This is a genomic window from Rhodococcus sp. USK10 (assembly GCF_019378875.1).
Taxonomy (GTDB): domain Bacteria; phylum Actinomycetota; class Actinomycetes; order Mycobacteriales; family Mycobacteriaceae; genus Rhodococcus_F; species Rhodococcus_F pseudokoreensis.
This window is the reverse complement of the sequence record NZ_CP076048.1, coordinates 2,135,166-2,154,976: the sequence shown is the minus strand read 5'-3', so window position 1 is coordinate 2,154,976 and position 19,811 is coordinate 2,135,166. Positions and strand designations below refer to the sequence as shown.

Sequence of the window (19,811 nt, the reverse complement as noted above, 5' to 3'; positions counted from 1 at the left end):
TCGTGAAGAACGGCATCGAATGCCGGTCGGACGAGGAGCCAACGACGTGACCGAAACGCACCAGACGCATGGGTCTGTGGCCCCTGGCGTCACGGGGGCGGTCGGGCGGTCTGTGGTCGGGTCACCGGCCCCCTCGGTCACCGGCGCGGCCCCGCTCCCCGAATCGCGGGACATCCCCCAGGCTACGGTGACGCGCCTCGCGACGTACCTGCGGGTCCTCGGAGTGCTGACCGAACGCGGCACGATCATCGTCTCGAGCGAGGAACTCGCCGCCGCTTCGGGTGTCGGCTCCGCGAAGCTTCGCAAGGACCTTTCCTTCCTGGGCCCGAACGGTGTGCGCGGCGTCGGCTACGACGTGACGCGCCTGCGGGCCCGCATCGAGCGTGCGCTCGGCCTGGACCGCGGACACAAGGTGGTGCTCGTCGGCGTCGGCAACCTCGGCCAGGCGCTCGCCGGCTACGGCGGTTTCGGTCGCCGCGGGTTCTCCATGGTCGGACTGTTCGACAGCGACCCGGCGCGGGTCGGTGCGCCGGTGGGCGACCTCACCGTGCGGCACGTCGACGAACTCGAGCAGGCCTGCGCCGAACTCGAGGCCACCATCGGCGTCATCTCGACCCCTGACGAGGCGGCGCAGGACGTCGCCGACCGTCTCGTGCGCGCCGGATTGCGCTGCATCCTCAGCTTCTCGCCCACCTCCCTCGACGTCCCCGATCACGTCGAGATGCGCCGCGTCGACCTCGCGGTCGAAATGCAGGTCCTGTCGTTCAACAGCGCACGCAACACGGAATCGGTACCCACCGCTCCGCGCGTGCGCATCGGACATTCGGCTGTCCCGTCCACCGCACCAAGAAACGGATCAGTGATCGCGCCGTGAGTGTTCTGCTTGTCGGGGTCTCGCACAGGACGGCCCCGGTGCCGGTTCTCGAGCGGGTGGCTGTCACCGACACCGATCGCCCGAAGTTGACGGACAAGCTTCTGGCGTCGTCGCACATCTCGGAGGCGATGATCGTCTCCACCTGCAATCGGGTGGAGATCTACGCCGTCGTCGATGCGTTCCACGGTGCGCTCGCCGAGGTCGGCGAACTACTCGCCGACCACTCCGGGCTCGATCTGACCGATCTGCACCGGCACGCGTACGTCCGGTACAGCGAGGCTGCGGCGGAGCACCTGTTCGCCGTGGCCAGTGGCCTGGACTCGATGGTGATCGGCGAGCAGCAGATCCTGGGGCAGATCCGGACCGCGTACGCGTCTTCCGACGCCCAGCAGGCCGCGGGCCGCACGCTGCACGAACTCGCGCAGCAGGCGCTGCGCGTCGGCAAGCGGGTGCACTCGGAGACCGGCATCGACTCCGCGGGCGCGTCCGTCGTGTCCGTGGCCCTCGACCGCGCCGCAGGCATCGTCGGCGCAGGCGGACTGACCGGACGCACCGCAGTCGTGGTCGGCGCCGGATCGATGGGGGGCCTGTCCGTCGCACACCTCACGCGCGCCGGGATCGGCCGCATCGTCGTCGTGAACCGCACCAAGGAGCGCGCCGAACACCTCGCCGACACGGCCCGGTCCAACGGTGTCGCAGCGGAGGCCCTCGAACTGGCCGAACTCCCGGACGCGATGGCCCAGGCAGACGTCCTCGTGACCTGTACAGGCGCGGTCGGCGCCGTCGTCACGCTCGCGGACACCCACCGCGCGCTGGCACAGCCCGGCCGCGACTCCGAACGCCCCCTCGTCATCTGCGACCTCGGACTGCCCCGCGACGTGGAACCCGCCGTGTCGGGTCTGCCCGGGGTCACCGTCCTCGACATGGAATCGCTGCAGCGCGATCCCGCCGCGGGCGCGGCCGCATCCGACGCGGACGCCGCGCGGACGATCGTCGCCGCCGAACTCGCCAACTACCTCGCGGGCCAGCGGCTGGCGGAGGTCACGCCGACCGTCACGGCCCTGCGCCAGCGCGCGGCGGACGTGGTCGAGGCGGAGCTGATGCGACTGGATTCGCGTCTGCCCGGACTCGACGATCCCGAGCGCGACGAGGTCGCGCGCACGGTGCGGCGAGTGGTCGACAAGCTCCTGCACGCGCCCACCGTCCGGGTGAAGCAGCTCGCCTCCGCGCCCGGGGGCGACTCCTACGCCGCCGCCCTGCGCGAACTGTTCGAACTCAGCCCCGGATCCGTCGAGGCCGTCGCGAAGCCCACCGAACTCGGTGGCGCCGACCTGAGCACTATCGACATCACGGACGGCTTCTTCGCAGGCCAGGACCCGCTCCTGCGCCGCTTCGTCACTGACGACAACCATGGGAAGGAATCGCAGGCATGAGCGCCGTCGGCACCCGTACGCTGCGGATCGGAACCCGTGGCAGTGAGCTCGCGACCACCCAGGCCGGAACCGTGCGCGACGCACTGATCTCGGCCGGGCACGACGCCGAACTCGTCATCATCAAGACCAAGGGCGACCAGTCCATGGAATCGGTGGAGAAGATCGGTGTCGGCGTCTTCACCGCCGAACTCCGGGAAGCGCTCGCCGACGGCCGGGTCGACGTGGCCGTCCACTCCTACAAGGACCTGCCGACCGCCCGCGACGAGCGGTTCACGATCGCGGCCATCCCGCCGCGCGAGGATCCCCGCGACGCACTCGTGGCGCGCGACGGACTGGTCCTCGGTGAGCTGCCCGCCGGTTCGAAGGTCGGCACGTCCGCACCCCGGCGCACGTCGCAGTTGCGGGCTCTGGGCCTCGGCCTCGACATCCAGCCGCTGCGCGGCAACCTGCAGCGTCGCCTCGGCAAGGTCGAATCCGGCGAACTCGACGCCGTCGTCCTGGCCCGGGCCGGCCTGGCGCGGATCGGTCGACTGGACCTGATCACCGAGTCCCTCGAACCGGTCCAGATGCTGCCCGCGCCCGCGCAGGGCGCGCTCGCCGTCGAATGCCTCTCGGTCGACACGGCACTTGTCGCGATCCTGTCCGAGCTCGACGACCCGAACAGCCGCGCCGCCGTCACGGCGGAACGCGCCTTGCTCGCGGAACTCGAGGCAGGCTGCACCGCGCCCGTCGGCGCCATCGCCGAGGTCGTCGAATCCCTCGACGACGACGGCCGCATCTTCGACGAATTGTCCGTCCGGGGCTGCGCCGCGGCCATCGACGGTTCCGACGTCATACGCACGGGGGCCGTGGGCTCCCCGGAGAACGCCGAAGAACTCGGCCGCTCCGTCGCGCGGGAGCTTCTCGAGCTCGGTGCGCGGGAGCTGATGAATGTCACCGAGGCCGGTGATGCCGATGTTTGATGTGCGAAGGCCGACTGATCGGCCGATCCGCTTCCTGTACCCATCTCGACACATGATCGCACTGGAGAATTACCGATGAGCCGAGTCCGTAAGAACACCCCCGGACGAATCCTGTTCGTGGGATCCGGACCGGGCGATCCGGCACTGCTCACCGTGCACGCACGGGACGTCCTTGCCGCAGCCACCCTCGCCTTCACCGACCCCGACGTCGACAAGGGCGTCACCGTCCTCGTGGGCACCGACCTCGGCGTCGACGCCGAGACCGGCGAGCCGCTCGCCGAGGTCCGTCCCGCGCTGGGTGAGCCGGCGGAGGTCGCGAAGACCCTCGTCCACGAGGCGCGGAACGGCCACGACGTCGTGCGTCTGGTGTCCGGCGACCCGCTGACCACCGACTCCGTGATCGCCGAGGTCACCGCCGTCGCCCGCACCCAGGTGCAGTTCGAGGTCCTGCCGGGCCTGCCGTCCGCGTCCGCCGTCCCGTCCTACGCCGGTATGGCACTGGGATCGGGACACACGGAGGCCGACGTCCGCGGCGAGGTCGACTGGGCCGCCCTGGCCGCCGCACCCGGACCGCTGGTCCTGCATGCCACGTCGGGTCACCTTGCCGAGACGGCGAGCGCGCTCGTCGAGCACGGCCTGGCCCCGCAGACCCCGGCCGCCATCACCGTCCGCGGCACCACCCGGCAGCAGCGCACCGTGGAGGCCACCCTCGCGACGCTGAACGAGGCCGGTTCCGAACTGGTCGGTTCGCTGGTCGTGACGGTGGGCAAGGTCGTCGCCCAGCGCAACAAGATGTCCTGGTGGGAGTCGCGCGCGCTGTACGGCTGGAAGGTCTTGGTGCCGCGCACCAAGGACCAGGCAGGCGAAATGAGCGACCGCCTCGTCACCCACGGCGCCATCCCGATCGAGGTGCCCACCATCGCCGTCGAGCCGCCCCGCAGCCCGGCGCAGATGGAACGGTCCGTGAAGGGCCTCGTCGACGGCCGCTACCAGTGGGTGGTCTTCACGTCCACCAACGCGGTGCGCGCCGTGTGGGAGAAGTTCGAGGAGTTCGGGCTCGACGCCCGCGCGTTCTCCGGCGTCAAGATCGCCTGCATCGGTGAGGCCACCGCCGCCAAGGTGCGCTCGTTCGGAATCAACCCCGAACTCGTGCCGTCCGGTGAGCAGTCGAGCGAGGGCCTGCTGGCCGAATTCGCCCCGTACGACGACGTTTTCGACCCGGTCAACCGGGTTCTGCTGCCCCGCGCCGACATCGCCACCGAGACGCTCGCCGAGGGCCTGCGCGAACGCGGCTGGGAAATCGACGACGTCACCGCGTACCGCACCGTCCGGGCCGCGCCGCCGCCGGCCGAGACCCGCGAGATGATCAAGACCGGTGGGTTCGACGCCGTCTGCTTCACCTCGTCCTCGACTGTCCGCAACCTCGTCGGAATCGCAGGAAAGCCGCACGCGCGCACCCTCGTCGCCTGCATCGGTCCGAAGACCGCCGAGACGGCCATCGAGTTCGGCCTGCGCGTGGACGTGCAGCCGGAGACCGCTCAGGTCGGCCCGCTGGTGGAGGCTCTCGCAGAGCACGCCGCGCGCCTGCGCGCCGAGGGCGCACTGCCCCCGCCGCGCAAGAAGTCCCGCGCACGGCGATAGGCGCTACGCGCCTGTGAGTGGTTGAGGAGTCCAGGCACTCCTCAACCACTCACAGGCCCGACGAAGGAGGGCATGTCCTTGTTCCCGACCCACCGGCCGCGCCGGCTCCGCAGGACGCCGGCGCTGCGCCGGCTCGTGGCCGAGACTTCGCTCGAGCCACGGCATCTCGTGCTGCCGATGTTCGTGGCGGACGGGATCGACGAGCCTCGTGAGATCTCGTCGATGCCCGGCGTGTTCCAGCACACCCCCGACTCGCTGCGGCGGGCGGCGACGGAAGCGGCCGAGGCGGGGCTCGGTGGGCTCATGCTCTTCGGCGTCCCGCGTCCCGACGACAAGGACGCCGAGGGTTCGGGCGCGTCCGATCCGGACGGCATCCTGAACCGCGGATTGCGCTGGCTTGCAGACGAAGTCGGCGACGCTACGGTGATCATGGCGGACACCTGCCTGGACGAGTTCACCGACCACGGCCACTGCGGTGTCCTCGACGCGAACGGTGCGGTGGACAACGACCTCACGTTGCAGCGGTACGTCGACATGGCGGTCGCGCAGGCCGAGGCCGGTGCGCATCTGCTCGGGCCGAGCGGAATGATGGACGGCCAGGTCGGCGCCATCCGGAAGGCGCTCGACGGCGCGGGCTACACCGACGTCGGTCAGCTCGCGTACTCGGCGAAGTACGCCTCCGCGTTCTACGGGCCGTTCCGTGAAGCGGTGGGCTCGTCGTTGCAGGGCGATCGCCGTACGTATCAACAGGATTCGGCGAACCGTCGCGAATCGTTGCGTGAGGTGGAACTCGACATCGACGAGGGTGCCGACATGGTGATGGTGAAGCCGGCGATGTCCTACCTGGACATCCTGCGCGAGACGGCGGACCGCTCTCCGGTGCCCGTTGCGGCGTATCAGATCTCTGGTGAGTACTCGATGATCACGGCTGCCGCGCAGAACGGCTGGATCGACCGGGACGCCGCGATCCTCGAATCGCTCACCAGCATCCGCCGCGCGGGCGCCGACGTCGTGCTGACGTACTGGGCGACCGAAGCGGCGGGCTGGTTGTGATCGCCGCGCAGGCGGATACGGTGGTGCCATGACCCAGCAGTGGCCACCGACACCGCCGCACCAGGCCCCGCATCAGCAGGGCCCGTCGCAGCACAATTTCCCGTACCCCCCGCCGGTGCCGCAGCCGGAGCCCGAACGTCCGGCACCGGTCGACGTGGGCACCGCGGCCCAGTTGCTGTGGGCGGTGGCCGTGCTCGGTCTGATCCAGGCGCTGGGCGCGATGGTTCTGGTGGTGGGGGAGAAGTCGACGTTCGTCGACGAACTGATGAAGAACCCCAGCTTCACGTCCGGCGAGGTCGACATGACCCGCGACAGCGTGGAGAAGCTATTCTACGTGGGTATCGGGTTCACGGTCGTCCTCATCCTGATCCTCACCGGGCTTTTCCTCCTGTTCGTGCACTTCATGCGGAAGGGCCGGAACTGGGCCAGGATGCTGATCACCATCGCGTGCGTGATGATGGTGGTGTGGACGATCCCGGTGCTCTTCGGCATCGGATCGGACGGAAGCGGTTCCGCGCTCGCACTCGGCGGCGTGCAGATCCTGCAGGCCGTGGTGGCCGTCGGCGCCGTCGTGCTGATGCACCGGAAGGATTCCAACAGCTACTTCCTGAGGTTGCCCCCCTCCGCCGAGTAGCTTCGATTTGCTCGTGAAATATAAAGATGTACCGTGAAGTACGTCACAAGAGGTAGAACGGCAGACTTCATTTCGACCGAAGGACTTTTCTCCATGCGCGCTGACGATCGAGCACACGGGTCTCGCAAAGAAGCAATGATGTTCGCGATCATCGTGGCCTTCGTGCTGCTGACTCTGTTGCTCGTCGTGATCCCCGGCGTCCTCTCCTGACGAGCCCCACGTTTTCCTCGCGGACCGCGATGTCGCAGGATGAGCGTGTGAGCGAACCAGCCGTCCTGTTCACTGAGCCGGGCGCCCGCTGGCGGATGGTGGCGTTCGGTCCGGTGTTCTGCCTGATCGCCTTGATCATCGAACTCCTGACCGGCCCAGTGGTGCACTGGTTCGCGCTGTCGCTGTTCGCGGTGCTGCTCAGCGGGTTCGTCTACGTGCAGGTGGTGGCCGCCCGCAGGCATGCGAGCGTCGAACTCACGACGTCGTCGTTGCGGCAGGGCACCGAAGACCTGCCGATCGCCGAGATTCTGAAGATCATGCCCCCCGCCGACCCCGAGTCGTACGAGCAGCAGCCGTGGGAGACCGCCCGGAGTCTCGGCGAACTGTCCGCGGTTCCGCGGCGCCGGAAGGGCATCGGACTGCGACTGCGGGGAGGCGCCCTGGTGCAGGCGTGGGCGAAGGACGATGTGGCACTGCGCGCGCAACTCGAATCGCTGCTCGCGAAATCGGCGGGAGGATCCGCCGAATGAACCGCCGGACCGTGACGGCGGCAGCGGAGTGGCTCGGCGCGGTGGCCGCCCTCGCCGTCGCAGTGTGGTGCTGGAACCACGCCCGGTTCACATCGGAATTCGGTCCCGTCGCGCCGGGTGCGCCCTCGTTCGAGGGCACTGCGTATTCCGGGTCGTGGATCGCCGTCGCCGCGGGGCTGGTGGCGGTCGCCGGACTGCTGGTGATCGATTCGGTGCGCCGGTTGCGGCCCGGCCCGGCGGGCGAACCCGCCGAGCCGGCCTCGTCAGCGGAAGATCTGGGTCTTGCGGATGGCGTCGGTCCCGGGACCGTCGAGCATCGCGGAGCCGAGTAGCGCCTCGGGAACCCCGAGCCCCTCGATCAGCGTCTGCGCGTGCGGCCGCAACGACCGGCACCGCTCGTTGATTCCCCGCTGCACCGCCTTCGACCGCTCCACCGACAGCTGACGGTGTTCCATGAACCACGCCTTGTCCTCTTCGATCACGCTCAGCGCGTAGAGGTCGCAGACATCGCTCAGCAGGTCGCGGGCCTCGTCGTCCTCGCACTCGTCGATGCCCGCGACGAACGCTTCGAGCACGACCCGGTCGATGTGGGCCTGCGCGGCGTGCAGCACATGGTCCTGCACGAAATTGAAGGCATCGAACGGGTTCTCCTCGCGCTTCTGCGCACCCTGCAGGCGGCGGGCGGCGGTCGAGAGCAGGTACTGCTCCCGATCCTCGAACATCGTGAGCTGGGTGCCGCGGTTGAAGAGGCTGCCGTCCTCCTCGTTGTCCTGACGGGTGTCGAGGATCGTCTGGATGATCTGCTGTGCGGCGGTGCGCTTCTTGACGACGTCGGAGACCGTCGTGGCCGCGAACCGCATCCATTCGACGGGGCTCATGCCGCGCACCTCGTCCGCGTACGACGTGAGCAGTTCCTTGGCCACCAGCTGGGTCAGGACGTGGTTGTCGCCCTCGAACGTGGTGAACACGTCCGTGTCCGCCTTCAGTGCCGTGAGCCGGTTCTCGGCCATGTACCCGGCGCCGCCGCACGCTTCCCGCGCCTCCTGGATCGCGCGGGTGGCGTGCCAGGTGTTCGCCACCTTGAGCCCGGCGGCGCGGCCCTCGAGTTCGCGCTGTTCCTGAGGGTCGGCGTCGTCCCGGCTCTGGATCTCGTGCATCTTCGTGACGAGCTCGTTCTGGGCGAATTGCAGTGCGTAGGAGCGTGCGATCAGGGGGAACAGCCTGCGCTGATGGACGAGGTAATCCATGAGCAGCACTTCGTCTTCGGCCTGCGGTGCGTTGAACTGCCTGCGCTGCAAGGCATATCGCGTGGCGATCGCCAGCGCGACACGGGCGGCGGCGCCCGCGGACCCGCCGACGGTGACGCGTCCGCGCACGAGAGTGCCCACCATCGTGAAGAAGCGGCGGTTCGCGTTGTCGATCGGCGACGTGTACGTGCCGTCCGGCTCGACGTCGGCGTACTTGTTGAGCAGGTTCTCCCGCGGAATTCGCACCTGGTCGAACGTGATTCGGCCGTTGTCGACGCCGGGGAGGCCGCCCTTGTATCCGCAGTCCGAGGTGTGGACGCCGGGGAGGTCGTTGCCGTCCTCGTCCCGGATCGGCACCACGAAGCAGTGCACGCCCCGGGACTCGCCGCCCGTGATCAACTGCGCGAACACCGCGGCCGTCGTCGCGTGCTGTGCCGCGCCGCCGATGTAGTCCTTGCGGGAGGACGGTGTGGGGGAATGGACGACGAATTCGGCCGTGTCGGGGTCGTACGTGGCGGTGGTCTCGAGCGCCTGCACGTCGCTGCCGTGACCCGTCTCGGTCATCGCGAAACAACCCAGCAGATCCAGGTCGACGAGACGCTTCACGTACGCCTCGTGATGACGCGCCGTGCCGAGGTTCTCGATCGCGCCGCCGAACAGTCCCCACTGCACGCCGGCCTTGACCATCAGCGACAGGTCGGACATCGCCAGCATCTCGATGCTCGTGACGGCGGCGCCGGCGTCACCGGTGCCGCCGTGGTCCTTCGCGAATCCGGCGGCCGCGTAGCCGTTGCTTGCGAGCAGGCGCAACTGTGCCAGCGTCTTGGCGCGGGCCTCGTCGAGGTCGGGGGTGTAGTGCGGGGCGAAGTCGGGGGTGCCGGACAATTCCGCCCTGACGCGCTCGCGTACCTCCCGCCAGCGTCCGTCGAGTGTGCTTCTCAGGTGGTCAGCTGTGGTGGCCATGACTCGACACTAGACGGCCCCCGCGAGGGGTTGTGCGGTTCGGTTCGCCGGTACCGGGTACTCCTGCCTGGTGAGTGCTCACCGCCATCCGATCAGCATCACCAGCGCGTCGGTGTCACTGGACGAACGTCATCGGCTGCGGGTGCGCCGGTACGTGATCGTGACGGCAGGCAGGCTTCTCGCATTCGTGCTGTCGGCGGTGGTCTACGGACTCACCGGCAACCCATGGCTGGCGGTGGGGGTCATCGGGATGTCGATTCCCCTGCCGTGGTTCGTCGCCCTCGTCGTCGACGACCTTCCGCCGTGGGGGTAAGGGTTCACCAGAAACGACTGCCGGGTCCGCCCTTGAACGGGCCGGCCACCCGATCGGTGATCCAGCCGCCGTAGAAGCCCCCTGTCTGGGGTCGCGCCCGCTCGCCATCGACGAAACAGCCGTCCATCGAAACCGGCGTGACCGCCACATGGCCGAGGAGGAGGTCGTAGCGGGCAACCGGCCGCGGATAGTGCCACGCCGCACGCTCGGCGACGTGCTCGCCCGCGACGACGTCGAAATAATCCGCCCGCCCCTTCCACTCGCACACCGTGCTGCCGGCGACCGGACGCAGGACGCCGTCGGCGAAGCACGACCGCGGCAGGTAGTACGTCGGCGGGTGGCTCGTCTCGAGCACTCGCAACGAGGTGCGGGTGCGTGCGACGAGTTGTCCGCCGAACCACACCTCCACCAACTCGTCGCTCCGCCGGACCGCGGGCGGACGCGGGTAGTCCCACACCGACTCCTGCCCCGGACCTACGGGGTCCGGCACCGGACGGCCGCTCGTCACGGCAGATCCGCCGACGCGGTGATCACGGTGCGGCCCGGGTCACGCCAGAACTCGGTGATCACGTCGGCGAGCGTGCCCGGATCCGCGATCAGCGGTGTGACGTGGCCGGCGCCGTCCACCGTGGTGGCCGCGGCGTGCGGCATCGTCGCCGCGGCGGCCCGTGCCTGCTCGAGGGAGATCATCGTGTCTGCGCGGGGGACGATCATCAGCGTCGGTGCACCGATCCGGGGGAGCAGGGGGTCCAGCCCCTCGCGGTGCAGCATGACCGACTGCATCGCCTCGTGCATGCCACGCTGCGGCGACTGCCGGAAAGTCCGGGAGACGGCCTGGAACTGTTGCGGGTGCGTCCGTGAAAGATCCTTGCCGAGAAGGACGTTCATCACCGCGGTCGTGAGCGGCGGAACCGGCCCGGCGAGGCGGTAGGCCCACACCATCGGCACGATCCGGGCGCGTTCCCGGCGGGTGAGGGCTTGGGTCGGTGTCCCGATCGTGATGACGGTGCGGCACCGGTCGGGACTGTGGGCGGCCGCGACGAGTCCGACGTGTCCACCCCAGGCGTTGCCCACCCAGTCGACGGGTTCGGTGACGTCGAGCACGTCGAGGACGGCGACGGCTGCCGCGGCGCACTCCTGCAGCGTGAACCGTCGCTGCACGGCGGTGCTTGCCCCGTGGCCGGGTCCGTCGATCGAGATCAGCAGCCGGTGCGCGACCAGGTGGCTGCGCAGGGGAGCCCACGTCGTCGAGTCGACGAACAGGCTGTGCCACAGGACAGTGGGCGGTCCGCTGCCGGTGACGTGGACGGTGAGGTTCCCGACGCTCGTCGGGATCGTGCGGGTGATCGTTCGTGTGTCCATGGGATGCCCCAGGTGAGTGTCTTCGAGAATTGCTTCGGAAACCGAAACTTCGGTAACCGTAGTATTCTCCTGTGTCATGGAACGGTCAAGGGGTCTGCCGACCGATCGGCCGGCTGTAGGACAGTTGCTCGTCCGTCTGCTGCACGAGTTTCGCCGGGAGCTGAGCGAGCCCATGGCCGAGCGGGGGTACGGCGACATCCGGCCACCGCATCTGCAGATCTTCGGCAACATCGTCTGGGACGGGCGGCGGCTGACCGAAATCGCCGCCCTGGCCGAATTGAGTCTGTCCGCCACGTCCGAACTGATCAACGATCTCGCGGAACTCGGGTACGTCGAGCGGGTGCCGGACACGCGGGACCGGCGGGCCAAACTCGTCGTACCGACCGCGCGCGGGCGGCAGGCGCTGCAGGACGCCGCCGTCCGGGTCGCCGAGATCGAGCACCACTGGGGCAGCCTCGTCGGCCACGACCGTTTCGACGACGCCTGTCACCTGCTCAGTTCGCTGCTCGACGAGCTGAGTCCCGAGGACCGCTAGGCGGGCGGCGGAGGGACCGCTGCGCGGACGAGTTGGTCGTGCCGCAGCGCGATCTGGGTCTGCGTCGCGATGACCGTCGACGAACGAAGGACGTTGTGCCCGTCGACGATCGAGTTGATCACCCGCTGCAGGTCGGCGTGGGTGCGGGCCACCACCCGGACGAGGACGTCGCCGGCGCCGGTGATCGTGTGCGCCTCGAGCACTTCGGGGATGGCGCTCAGGTGCTCGACGACCGCGGCGTGCCCGTTGCCCTGGGCGATCTCGAGGGTGGCGAACGCGACCACCGGAAACCCGAGTGCCTCCGGGTCGAGGGTCGGTGCCGAACTGGTGATCACGCCGGTGCGTTCGAGCCGGTCGAGTCGCGCCTGGACGGTGCCGCGGGCCACTCCCAGGCGTCGCGAGGCCTCGAGCACCCCGACCTTGGGTTCGGCGTGGAGCAGGTCCAGCAGTGCGGCGTCGAGTTGATCGATGTTCATGGCATCCCTGGTCAATATGTAGGGTCGATCCGTATTCTCATCCAGCATTGTGTACAGAATGAGCAGCGTCAAGAAGCACCGTTGCGCAGCGGTGTGTGTTGGATCACAGTGAGGTATGACTACCACCGACATTCGCCTGACGCCCCGTGAGGTGGCCGCACGACTGGAGTCCGACGAGCTCCGGCAGCTGGTCGGTCTCGTCGAACACGACGACGCATCGGATCCGTTTCCCGTGGTCGCGATGGACGCCGTCGTGTTCGTGTGCGGCAACGCGACGCAGAGCATGCAGTACTTCGTCTCCACATGGGGCATGACCCTCGTCGCCTATGCCGGGCCGGAGACCGGTCAGCGCTCGCACAAGTCGTTCGTCCTCGAATCCGGAACGGCGCGGTTCGTGCTGCACGGCGCCGTGGACCCGAAGAGCCCGCTCGCCGACCATCACCGGGCCCACGGCGACGGCGTGGTGGACCTCGCCATGGAGGTGCTCGACGTCGACCGCTGCATCGCACACGCACGCTCCCAGGGGGCCACCATCCTGGAGGAACCGCGCGACGTCACGGATCGGCACGGCACCGTGCGGCTCGCGGCGATCGCCACCTACGGCAGCACCCGGCACACCCTCGTCGACCGCAGCCGGTACGACGGCCCCTACCTACCCGGATTCGTTCCGCGCTCCAGCGGTTACGCGGCGCGGCCGGGGAAACCGGCACGACTGTTCCAGGCGCTCGACCACGCCGTCGGCAACGTCGAGATGGGCCGCATGGATCACTGGGTGCGGTTCTACAACCGGGTCATGGGATTCACGAACATGGCCGAATTCGTCGGCGACGACATCGCCACCGAGTACTCGGCGCTCATGTCGAAGGTCGTCGCGAACGGCAACCACCGGGTGAAGTTCCCGCTCAACGAACCGGCGGTGGGAAAGAAGAAGTCGCAGATCGACGAATATCTCGAGTTCTACGGTGAGCCGGGCTGCCAGCATCTGGCCCTCGCGACCGGCGACATCCTCGCGACCGTGGACGCGCTGCGCGCGGAGGGCGTCGAGTTCCTGGCCACCCCCGACGCCTATTACGAGGATCCGCAACTGCGTGCCCGCATCGGCACGGTGCGGGTGCCGGTGGAGGAACTGCAGAAACGCGGAATCCTCGTCGACCGCGACGAGGACGGGTATCTCCTGCAGGTCTTCACCAAACCGCTCGGTGACCGGCCGACCGTGTTCTTCGAGGTGATCGAACGGCACGGATCGCTGGGGTTCGGGGCAGGCAACTTCCGGGCCCTGTTCGAATCCATCGAGCGCGAACAGGCGGCCCGCGGCAATCTGTGAACCTCCGAACGGCACGCGGTGGCAGAGTGATCCTGGCCACCCACTACACCCTGTCGTTGGCAAATTCGACAGAACTGGGACACTGGAGGCCGTGACTGTTTCCTCCGGTGACCCCGACGTGCACGCTTCCCGCTCCGCCCAGCTCTTCGAGAGGGCTGATCTGGTCATTCCCGGCGGCGTCAACTCCCCGGTGCGGGCCTTCCACTCGGTCGGCGGCACCCCGCGGTTCATCAGGGAAGCGTCCGGCTACACGCTCACCGACGTCGACGGCAACGACTACGTCGACCTCATCTGCTCCTGGGGGCCGATGATCCTCGGGCACGCGCACCCCGCCGTCGTCGAGGCCGTGCAGAAGGCGGCCACCACGGGCCTGTCGTTCGGCGCGCCCACCGAGGGTGAGATCGAACTGGCCGAGGAGATCGTCCGCCGCGTCGCGCCGGTGGAGAAGGTGCGGCTGGTCAACTCCGGCACCGAAGCCACCATGAGCGCCGTCCGCCTCGCCCGCGGATTCACCGGCCGGACCAAGGTCCTCAAGTTCTCCGGCTGCTACCACGGACACGTCGACGCACTGCTGGCCGACGCCGGTTCGGGACTCGCCACGTTCGGCCTCCCCACGTCGCCCGGCGTGACCGGCGCGCAGGCCGAGGACACCATCGTCGTGCCCTACAACGATCTCGACGCCGTCGCTCAGGCGTTCGCCGCGAACGACGGCAAGATCGCGTGCGTCATCACCGAGGCCGCCGCCGGTAACATGGGCGCGGTCGCGCCACAGCCCGGATTCAACGAGGGCCTGCGCACGCTGACCCGCGACAACGGCGCGCTGCTCATCATGGACGAGGTGATGACCGGATTCCGAGTCAGCTCCGCCGGCTGGTACGGACTCGACGGCGTCGCCGGTGACCTCTACACGTTCGGCAAGGTGATGAGCGGCGGTCTGCCCGCCGCGGCGTTCGGCGGCCGCGCCGACGTCATGGCCCACCTCGCCCCCGCCGGACCCGTCTACCAGGCAGGCACCCTGTCCGGGAACCCCGTCGCCGTCGCCGCCGGGCTCGCCAGCCTGCGCGCCGCGGACCAGGGCGTGTACGACGCCCTCGAGCGCAACAGTGCCACCCTGCGGACGCTGCTGTCCGACGCACTGACCGCGGCGAGCGTGCCGCACCGCGTGCAGACCGCGGGCACCATGCTCAGCGTGTTCTTCAGCGAAGACCCGGTCACCAACTACGCCGAGGCCAAGGCCGCGCAGACCTGGCGCTTCCCGGCCTTCTTCCACGGACTGCTCTCGCGCGGGGTGTACCCGCCGCCGAGCGCGTTCGAGGCGTGGTTCGTCTCCGCCGCCATGGACGACACCGCATTCTCGATCATCGCCGACGCCCTGCCGCACGCCGCGAAGGCCGCCGCCGCGGCCGTGCAGCCCTGACGAGTCTTCCCCTCCGGGGGCCGGCGGCCCCGCCGCCGACACCCACCTGACCTCCCGCCCCGACCCGAGGAACCGCAACGTGACCGAAGCCGATCATCCCGACCACACACAGACCCGCACCATCGTGCACGTGCTCCGGCACGGCGAGGTGCACAACCCGCGAGGGATCCTCTACGGCAGGCTCCCCGGGTTCCGGCTGTCGGTGACGGGTGAGGCGCAGGCCCGCGCGGTGGCGTCGGTGCTGGCCAAGCACGACATCACGCACGTAGTGTCGTCGCCGCTGCAGCGGGCACAGGAGACGGCCGCCCCGATCGCCGACGCGCACGGCGTCGACATCGCGACCGACGAGAACCTCATCGAGGCCGGCAACGAATTCGAGGGACTCAAGGTCTCCGTCGGCGACGGCGCGCTGTCGCGTCCCCGGCACTGGTGGAAACTGCGCGACCCGTTCACACCGTCCTGGGGCGAGCCGTACCTGCAGATCGCGCACCGCATGCTGGCCGCCGTCAACACCGCCCGAGTGTCGGCGGTCGGCCACGAGGCCGTCGTCGTCAGCCACCAACTCCCCGTCTGGACCCTCCGCCGGTTCCTGCAGGGCGAGCGGCTGTGGCACGATCCGCGCCACCGGCAGTGCGGTCTCGCGTCCCTGACGTCGCTCGTCTACGAGGGCGACACCCTCATCGACATCGTGTACTCGGAGCCCGCGGGCGCGTCGGATCCGAGGGTGACCGGGGCATGAATCGGGGGCGCTTCGCCGGGCTTCTCGCGGTGATCTGTACGGCCGCGGTGTCGCTGTCGGCGTGTGCGTCCGGCGACGACGCCGTGGCCCAGGGCGGCACGTTCGACTTCGTGTCGCCGGGCGGTCAGACGGAGATCTTCTACGACCCGCCTGCCGACCGCGGCACCATCGGCACGGTGTCCGGACCCGACCTGATGACCGAGGGCAAGACCACCTCGCTCGACGATTTCGAGGGTCAGGTGGTGGTCCTCAACGTGTGGGGCCAGTGGTGCGGGCCGTGCCGCGGTGAGGCGAACGACCTCGAGCAGGTGTACGAGGAGACCAAGGATCAGGGCGTGTCGTTCCTCGGGATCAACGTGCGGGACAACCAGCAGGACAAGGCGCAGGACTTCGTGATCGACAACAAGGTGTCGTACCCGTCGATCTACGACCCCGCCATGCGGACGATGATCGCGCTGGGCCAGAACTACCCCACGAGCGTCATCCCCACCACGATCGTGCTCGACCGGGAACACCGCGTGGCCGCCGTGTTCCTGAAGGAACTACTCACCGAGGACCTGAAGCCGGTGGTCGAACGGGTGGCGCAGGAATCGTGAACACCAGCACTGCCCTTCTCGCCGGCGTCGGCGACGCCTTCCAGTCCACCGCGGCAACCGGACCGCTGCTGCTCGCGCTCGGCGCGTGCGTCCTCGCCGGTCTGGTGTCGTTCGCGTCGCCGTGCGTCGTGCCGCTCGTCCCCGGCTACCTCTCCTACCTCGCGGGTGTCGTCGGTGCGGACGCCCCGGCCGTCACCGCGGAGGAAGCAGCCACCCGGACGAAGACCGTGTCGGACGGACGGTTGCGGGTCGCGGGCGCCGCGGCCCTGTTCGTCGCCGGATTCACCGTGGTGTTCGTGCTGGCCACCGCGTCAGTGTTCGGCGCCATCTCGGCCCTCGCGATCAACCGTGACATCCTGATGCGGGTCGGCGGGGTGGTCACCATCGCCATGGGCCTGGTGTTCATCGGTCTGATCCCGGCCCTGCAGCGGGACACCCGGCTCGAGCCGCGGCGCATCTCCAGCCTGGCCGGGGCGCCTCTGCTCGGTGCCGTGTTCGCGCTGGGCTGGACCCCGTGCCTCGGCCCGACCCTCGCGGGCGTCATCTCCCTCGCCGCAGGCACCGACGGTGCCACCGCGGCCCGCGGAGTGGCCCTGATCGTCGCGTACTGCCTCGGCCTCGGGTTGCCGTTCGTGATCCTGGCGCTCGGCTCGTCCCGCGCGCTGCGCGGCGTCGGCTGGCTGCGCCGCAACGCGCGCACGATTCAAATCTTCGGCGGAATCATGCTGGTGGCCGTGGGCTTCGCCCTCGTCACCGGCGCGTGGGACCAGTTCGTCGGCTGGGTTCGCGACGCCTTCATCTCGGAAGTGACCTTGCCAATATGAGCGACATCCAGACCCCCGAGGCCCCGGAAGCCGCACCGGTGCCCCGTCAATCGTTGCCGGGCCGCGCGTTCGCGGTGGTCCGCAATACCTGGCGCGGCCTCACGTCAATGCGCACGGCGCTGGTGCTGCTGTTCCTGCTCGCCCTCGCCGCGATCCCGGGCGCTCTGCTGCCGCAGCGCAGCCTCAACGCCGGCAAGGTCGACGAATACATCGCGAACCGGCCGACCCTCGGTCCGTGGATGGACAAGCTCGAACTGTTCGACGTGTTCGGCAGTTTCTGGTTCACCGCGATCTACGTCCTGCTCTTCATCTCCCTCGTCGGCTGCATCCTGCCGCGCTGCGTCGACCACGCCAAGGCGCTGCGCACCCGCCCGGTGCCCGCCCCGCGGAACCTCGCGCGACTTCCGCACCACCACGAGGACCGGGTCGACGAGACGTCGGAGGAACTCGCCGCGCGCATCCGCACCCACCTGAAGGGGTGGCGGGTCGAGACCCGCGTGGGCGGCGAACGGGCCGCCCACGACGGCGAGATCACCATCTCCGCGGAGAAGGGGTACTTCCGCGAACTCGGCAACCTCGTCTTCCACCTGTCGCTCGTCGCGCTGCTCGTCGCGATCGCCGTCGGCAAGCTGTTCGGCTACGAGGGCAACGTGATCGTCGTCGCCAACAACGGTCCGGGGTTCTGCACCACGTCGCCGGCGGTGTTCGACTCGTTCAAGGCGGGCAACACCCAGGACGGCACCGGCATGACGCCGCTGTGCATCAAGGTGAAGGACTTCGCCGCCGACTACCTCGACAGCGGTCAGGCCGAGATGTTCACGTCCAACATCGCCTACCAGGCGGGCGACGACCTCGAGACGAACACCTGGCGGGACGGGCAGTTGCAGGTCAACCACCCGCTGCGTGTCGAAGGTGACCGCGTCTACCTGCAGGGGCACGGGTACGCGCCGACGTTCACCGTCACGTTCCCGAACGGCGAAACCCGCACCGAGACGCTGCAGTGGCGTCCCGACGACGCGACGACGTTCTTGAGCAGCGGCGCGATGCGGTTCGACCCGCCCGGCGGCATGTACCCCGACACCGACGAGCGCCGGAAGAACCAGATCGCGATCGAGGGGCTGTTCGCCCCGACCGCGCTGCTCCACGGCAACCTGTTGGCGTCGAGCTACCCGGCGATGACCGACCCGGCCGTCGCCATCGACATCTACAAGGGCGACACCGGCCTCGACACGGGCAATCCGCAGTCGCTGTTCTCGCTCAACACGGAACTGATCAACCAGGGCCGGCTCGTGAAGCAGGACCGGGTGAACCTGAAGCCGGGGGAGAGTTCGACCCTGTCCGACGGCACCCAGGTGCGGTTCGACGGCGCCGTGGACTTCGTGAACCTGCAGGTGTCGCACGACCCGGCGCAGCAGTGGGTGCTGGTGTCGGCCCTGACGATGATGGCGGGACTGCTCGTTTCCCTGCTGGTCAAGCGCCGCCGGATCTGGGCCCGCATCTACCCCGCGGACGCCGCCGACCCGGGGCCACGACGTACTGTAGTAGAGCTTGGTGGACTCGCCCGGACCGATCAGGCCGGCTGGGGCGACGAGTTCGGCCGACTCTGCACCCGTCTGCTCACGGACGACACGAAGCCTGACGCGCAGGAGAGCCAACGATGACGACCAACGAGACACTGGCGCAATACAGCGACTGGGCCTTCCGATCAGCCTTCACCGTGCTGGTGCTGGCGCTCGTGCTGCTCATCGTGCAGTACGCGTCCACCCGGGCGCAGGCTGTGCAGGACCGGGAACTCGTGTCGGCCGGATCGGGCGCGCGCCCGTCCGAAGCGCCCGGCGTCCCCGGCCGAGTGGTCGAGCAGCCGAAGAAGCCGCTGTCCGATCGCTTCGGCGGTATGGGCGCCGCCGTGCTCGTCGTCGGCACCGTACTGATCTTCGCGTCGATCGTGCTGCGCGGATTCGCGACGGAGCGGTTCCCGCTCGGCAACATGTACGAGTTCGTCACCATGGCCTGCGCGGCCGCGCTCGTCGTCGGACTGGCGCTGCTGTCGAAGCCCGCGTACCGGTCGATGTGGGTGTTCCTGCTCGTTCCCGTCCTGATCCTGATGTTCCTCGCCGCCACCGTGCTGTACGCGGACGCGGCGCCCGTCGTGCCCGCGCTGAGGTCGTACTGGTTGCCCATCCACGTCACCATCGTGAGCGTCGGTTCCGGTGTGTTCCTCGTGTCGGGCATCTCGAGCCTGCTGTTCCTGCTGCGCATGCGATACCCGCGCGGCGAGGAGGGGACCGGCGTGTTCGCGCGGATCGCGGAGCGGTTGCCCGACGCGCAGACCCTGGACCGATTGGCATACAAGACCACCATCATCGGATTCCCGCTGTTCGGCGCCGGAGTCATCCTCGGCGCCATCTGGGCCGAGGCTGCCTGGGGCCGATTCTGGGGCTGGGACCCCAAGGAGACGATGTCGTTCATCGCCTGGGTGATCTACGCCGCCTACCTGCACGCCCGCGCGACGTCCGGATGGCGCGACACCAAGGCCGCCTGGATCAACGTCGCGGGCTTCGTCGCAATGCTGTTCAACCTGTTCATCATCAACATGGTGGTGTCGGGATTGCACTCGTACGCGGGCCTGAACTGACGGTCGTCACCGACTGATATCCTTCCGCCGCGACGTCTCCGAC

General features: G+C 69.0%; 21 protein-coding genes. 17 read left to right on the top strand and 4 right to left on the bottom strand.

The window, feature by feature from the left end; genetic code table 11:
* The first annotated feature begins 19 nt into the window (after positions 1 to 19).
* The 8 genes from I1A62_RS17000 (at position 20) to I1A62_RS16965 (ending at position 7,669) form a co-directional block, all read left to right on the top strand.
* Entirely contained in the window at positions 20 to 874 is an 855-nt protein-coding gene (locus I1A62_RS17000) for a redox-sensing transcriptional repressor Rex (protein WP_219459232.1), read from the top strand.
* The gene (locus I1A62_RS16995) at positions 871 to 2,307 is read left to right on the top strand and encodes a glutamyl-tRNA reductase (RefSeq protein WP_124395122.1); all 1,437 of its coding nucleotides are present in this window, start codon (positions 871 to 873) and stop codon (positions 2,305 to 2,307) included. The genes I1A62_RS17000 and I1A62_RS16995 overlap by 4 nt, the downstream gene beginning before the upstream one ends.
* Positions 2,304 to 3,269: a hydroxymethylbilane synthase gene (hemC, locus tag I1A62_RS16990; protein WP_219459231.1), complete on the top strand. Its 966-nt coding sequence runs from the start codon at positions 2,304 to 2,306 to the stop codon at positions 3,267 to 3,269. The genes I1A62_RS16995 and hemC overlap by 4 nt, the downstream gene beginning before the upstream one ends.
* Positions 3,270 to 3,344: 75 nt before the next feature.
* Entirely contained in the window at positions 3,345 to 4,910 is a 1,566-nt protein-coding gene (locus I1A62_RS16985; protein WP_005251986.1) for a bifunctional uroporphyrinogen-III C-methyltransferase/uroporphyrinogen-III synthase, read from the top strand.
* A gap of 78 nt (positions 4,911 to 4,988) precedes the next feature.
* Complete coding sequence (gene hemB, locus I1A62_RS16980; protein ID WP_124395139.1) at positions 4,989 to 5,963, top strand: porphobilinogen synthase; 975 nt, start codon at positions 4,989 to 4,991, stop codon at positions 5,961 to 5,963.
* A 28-nt stretch (positions 5,964 to 5,991) separates the two neighbouring features.
* A complete protein-coding gene (locus tag I1A62_RS16975; RefSeq protein WP_218272568.1) occupies positions 5,992 to 6,597 on the top strand; it encodes a hypothetical protein in 606 nt (201 codons plus the stop codon).
* A 257-nt stretch (positions 6,598 to 6,854) separates the two neighbouring features.
* Positions 6,855 to 7,337 (top strand): hypothetical protein, encoded by a 483-nt coding sequence (locus I1A62_RS16970; RefSeq protein ID WP_124395119.1) that lies wholly within the window; start codon positions 6,855 to 6,857, stop codon positions 7,335 to 7,337.
* Positions 7,334 to 7,669 carry a hypothetical protein gene (locus I1A62_RS16965; RefSeq protein ID WP_219459230.1) on the top strand — a complete coding sequence of 112 codons (336 nt, stop codon included), beginning with the start codon at positions 7,334 to 7,336 and terminating at the stop codon, positions 7,667 to 7,669. Before I1A62_RS16970 ends, I1A62_RS16965 begins: the two co-directional genes overlap by 4 nt.
* On the opposite strand, the gene I1A62_RS16960 is transcribed toward I1A62_RS16965, so the two are convergent.
* Complete coding sequence (locus I1A62_RS16960; protein WP_219459229.1) at positions 7,601 to 9,547, bottom strand: acyl-CoA dehydrogenase; 1,947 nt, start codon at positions 9,545 to 9,547, stop codon at positions 7,601 to 7,603. The two genes, I1A62_RS16965 and I1A62_RS16960, sit on opposite strands and share 69 nt — an antisense overlap.
* Before the next feature lie 70 nt (positions 9,548 to 9,617).
* Between I1A62_RS16960 and I1A62_RS16955 the strand changes: the two genes are divergently transcribed.
* Positions 9,618 to 9,860: a DUF3099 domain-containing protein gene (locus I1A62_RS16955; protein WP_225858405.1), complete on the top strand. Its 243-nt coding sequence runs from the start codon at positions 9,618 to 9,620 to the stop codon at positions 9,858 to 9,860.
* Positions 9,861 to 9,864: 4 nt separating this feature from the next.
* On the opposite strand, the gene I1A62_RS16950 is transcribed toward I1A62_RS16955, so the two are convergent.
* Together I1A62_RS16950 and I1A62_RS16945 are read right to left on the bottom strand one after the other, a co-directional pair.
* The gene (locus I1A62_RS16950; RefSeq protein ID WP_124395115.1) at positions 9,865 to 10,368 is read right to left on the bottom strand and encodes a DUF427 domain-containing protein; all 504 of its coding nucleotides are present in this window, start codon (positions 10,366 to 10,368) and stop codon (positions 9,865 to 9,867) included.
* Positions 10,365 to 11,222, bottom strand: a complete 858-nt coding sequence (locus I1A62_RS16945) for an alpha/beta fold hydrolase (protein ID WP_219459228.1) — start codon at positions 11,220 to 11,222, stop codon at positions 10,365 to 10,367. The genes I1A62_RS16950 and I1A62_RS16945 overlap by 4 nt, the downstream gene beginning before the upstream one ends.
* Positions 11,223 to 11,298: 76 nt before the next feature.
* Here I1A62_RS16945 and I1A62_RS16940 point away from each other — a divergent pair, with 76 nt between their 5' ends.
* A complete protein-coding gene (locus I1A62_RS16940) occupies positions 11,299 to 11,757 on the top strand; it encodes a MarR family winged helix-turn-helix transcriptional regulator (RefSeq protein ID WP_219459227.1) in 459 nt (152 codons plus the stop codon).
* On the opposite strand, the gene I1A62_RS16935 is transcribed toward I1A62_RS16940, so the two are convergent.
* Complete coding sequence (locus I1A62_RS16935) at positions 11,754 to 12,233, bottom strand: Lrp/AsnC family transcriptional regulator (protein WP_124395112.1); 480 nt, start codon at positions 12,231 to 12,233, stop codon at positions 11,754 to 11,756. The genes I1A62_RS16940 and I1A62_RS16935 overlap by 4 nt on opposite strands.
* A 115-nt stretch (positions 12,234 to 12,348) precedes the next feature.
* Here I1A62_RS16935 and hppD point away from each other — a divergent pair, with 115 nt between their 5' ends.
* From hppD to ccsB, 7 genes are all read left to right on the top strand, one after another.
* The gene (gene hppD / locus I1A62_RS16930; RefSeq protein WP_219459226.1) at positions 12,349 to 13,557 is read left to right on the top strand and encodes a 4-hydroxyphenylpyruvate dioxygenase; all 1,209 of its coding nucleotides are present in this window, start codon (positions 12,349 to 12,351) and stop codon (positions 13,555 to 13,557) included.
* 91 nt (positions 13,558 to 13,648) lie between these two features.
* Positions 13,649 to 14,974, top strand: a complete 1,326-nt coding sequence (gene hemL / locus I1A62_RS16925; protein ID WP_124395110.1) for a glutamate-1-semialdehyde 2,1-aminomutase — start codon at positions 13,649 to 13,651, stop codon at positions 14,972 to 14,974.
* Between the two features lie 79 nt (positions 14,975 to 15,053).
* Positions 15,054 to 15,713 (top strand): histidine phosphatase family protein, encoded by a 660-nt coding sequence (locus I1A62_RS16920; protein ID WP_043826371.1) that lies wholly within the window; start codon positions 15,054 to 15,056, stop codon positions 15,711 to 15,713.
* Positions 15,710 to 16,309 carry a TlpA disulfide reductase family protein gene (locus I1A62_RS16915; protein WP_206010046.1) on the top strand — a complete coding sequence of 200 codons (600 nt, stop codon included), beginning with the start codon at positions 15,710 to 15,712 and terminating at the stop codon, positions 16,307 to 16,309. Before I1A62_RS16920 ends, I1A62_RS16915 begins: the two co-directional genes overlap by 4 nt.
* A complete protein-coding gene (locus I1A62_RS16910; protein ID WP_219459225.1) occupies positions 16,306 to 17,133 on the top strand; it encodes a cytochrome c biogenesis CcdA family protein in 828 nt (275 codons plus the stop codon). The genes I1A62_RS16915 and I1A62_RS16910 overlap by 4 nt, the downstream gene beginning before the upstream one ends.
* Complete coding sequence (locus I1A62_RS16905) at positions 17,130 to 18,794, top strand: cytochrome c biogenesis protein ResB (protein ID WP_219459224.1); 1,665 nt, start codon at positions 17,130 to 17,132, stop codon at positions 18,792 to 18,794. The genes I1A62_RS16910 and I1A62_RS16905 overlap by 4 nt, the downstream gene beginning before the upstream one ends.
* On the top strand, positions 18,791 to 19,768 hold the full coding sequence (gene ccsB / locus I1A62_RS16900) for a c-type cytochrome biogenesis protein CcsB (RefSeq protein WP_206010047.1): 978 nt from the start codon (positions 18,791 to 18,793) through the stop codon (positions 19,766 to 19,768). The genes I1A62_RS16905 and ccsB overlap by 4 nt, the downstream gene beginning before the upstream one ends.
* Positions 19,769 to 19,811 lie beyond the last annotated feature (43 nt).

Bases quoted from the DNA above. Each gene is read 5' to 3' on its own strand.
- I1A62_RS17000 (WP_219459232.1), top strand. From the start codon at position 20: ATGCCGGTCGGACGAGGAGCCAACGACGTGACCGAAACGCACCAGACG.
- hemC (WP_219459231.1), top strand. From the start codon at position 2,304: ATGAGCGCCGTCGGCACCCGTACGCTGCGGATCGGAACCCGTGGCAGT.
- I1A62_RS16985 (WP_005251986.1), top strand. From the start codon at position 3,345: ATGAGCCGAGTCCGTAAGAACACCCCCGGACGAATCCTGTTCGTGGGA.
- I1A62_RS16975 (WP_218272568.1), top strand. From the start codon at position 5,992: ATGACCCAGCAGTGGCCACCGACACCGCCGCACCAGGCCCCGCATCAG.
- I1A62_RS16965 (WP_219459230.1), top strand. From the start codon at position 7,334: ATGAACCGCCGGACCGTGACGGCGGCAGCGGAGTGGCTCGGCGCGGTG.
- I1A62_RS16960 (WP_219459229.1), bottom strand. From the start codon at position 9,547: ATGGCCACCACAGCTGACCACCTGAGAAGCACACTCGACGGACGCTGG.
- I1A62_RS16945 (WP_219459228.1), bottom strand. From the start codon at position 11,222: ATGGACACACGAACGATCACCCGCACGATCCCGACGAGCGTCGGGAAC.
- I1A62_RS16940 (WP_219459227.1), top strand. From the start codon at position 11,299: ATGGAACGGTCAAGGGGTCTGCCGACCGATCGGCCGGCTGTAGGACAG.
- I1A62_RS16935 (WP_124395112.1), bottom strand. From the start codon at position 12,233: ATGAACATCGATCAACTCGACGCCGCACTGCTGGACCTGCTCCACGCC.
- hppD (WP_219459226.1), top strand. From the start codon at position 12,349: ATGACTACCACCGACATTCGCCTGACGCCCCGTGAGGTGGCCGCACGA.
- I1A62_RS16915 (WP_206010046.1), top strand. From the start codon at position 15,710: ATGAATCGGGGGCGCTTCGCCGGGCTTCTCGCGGTGATCTGTACGGCC.
- I1A62_RS16905 (WP_219459224.1), top strand. From the start codon at position 17,130: ATGAGCGACATCCAGACCCCCGAGGCCCCGGAAGCCGCACCGGTGCCC.
- ccsB (WP_206010047.1), top strand. From the start codon at position 18,791: ATGACGACCAACGAGACACTGGCGCAATACAGCGACTGGGCCTTCCGA.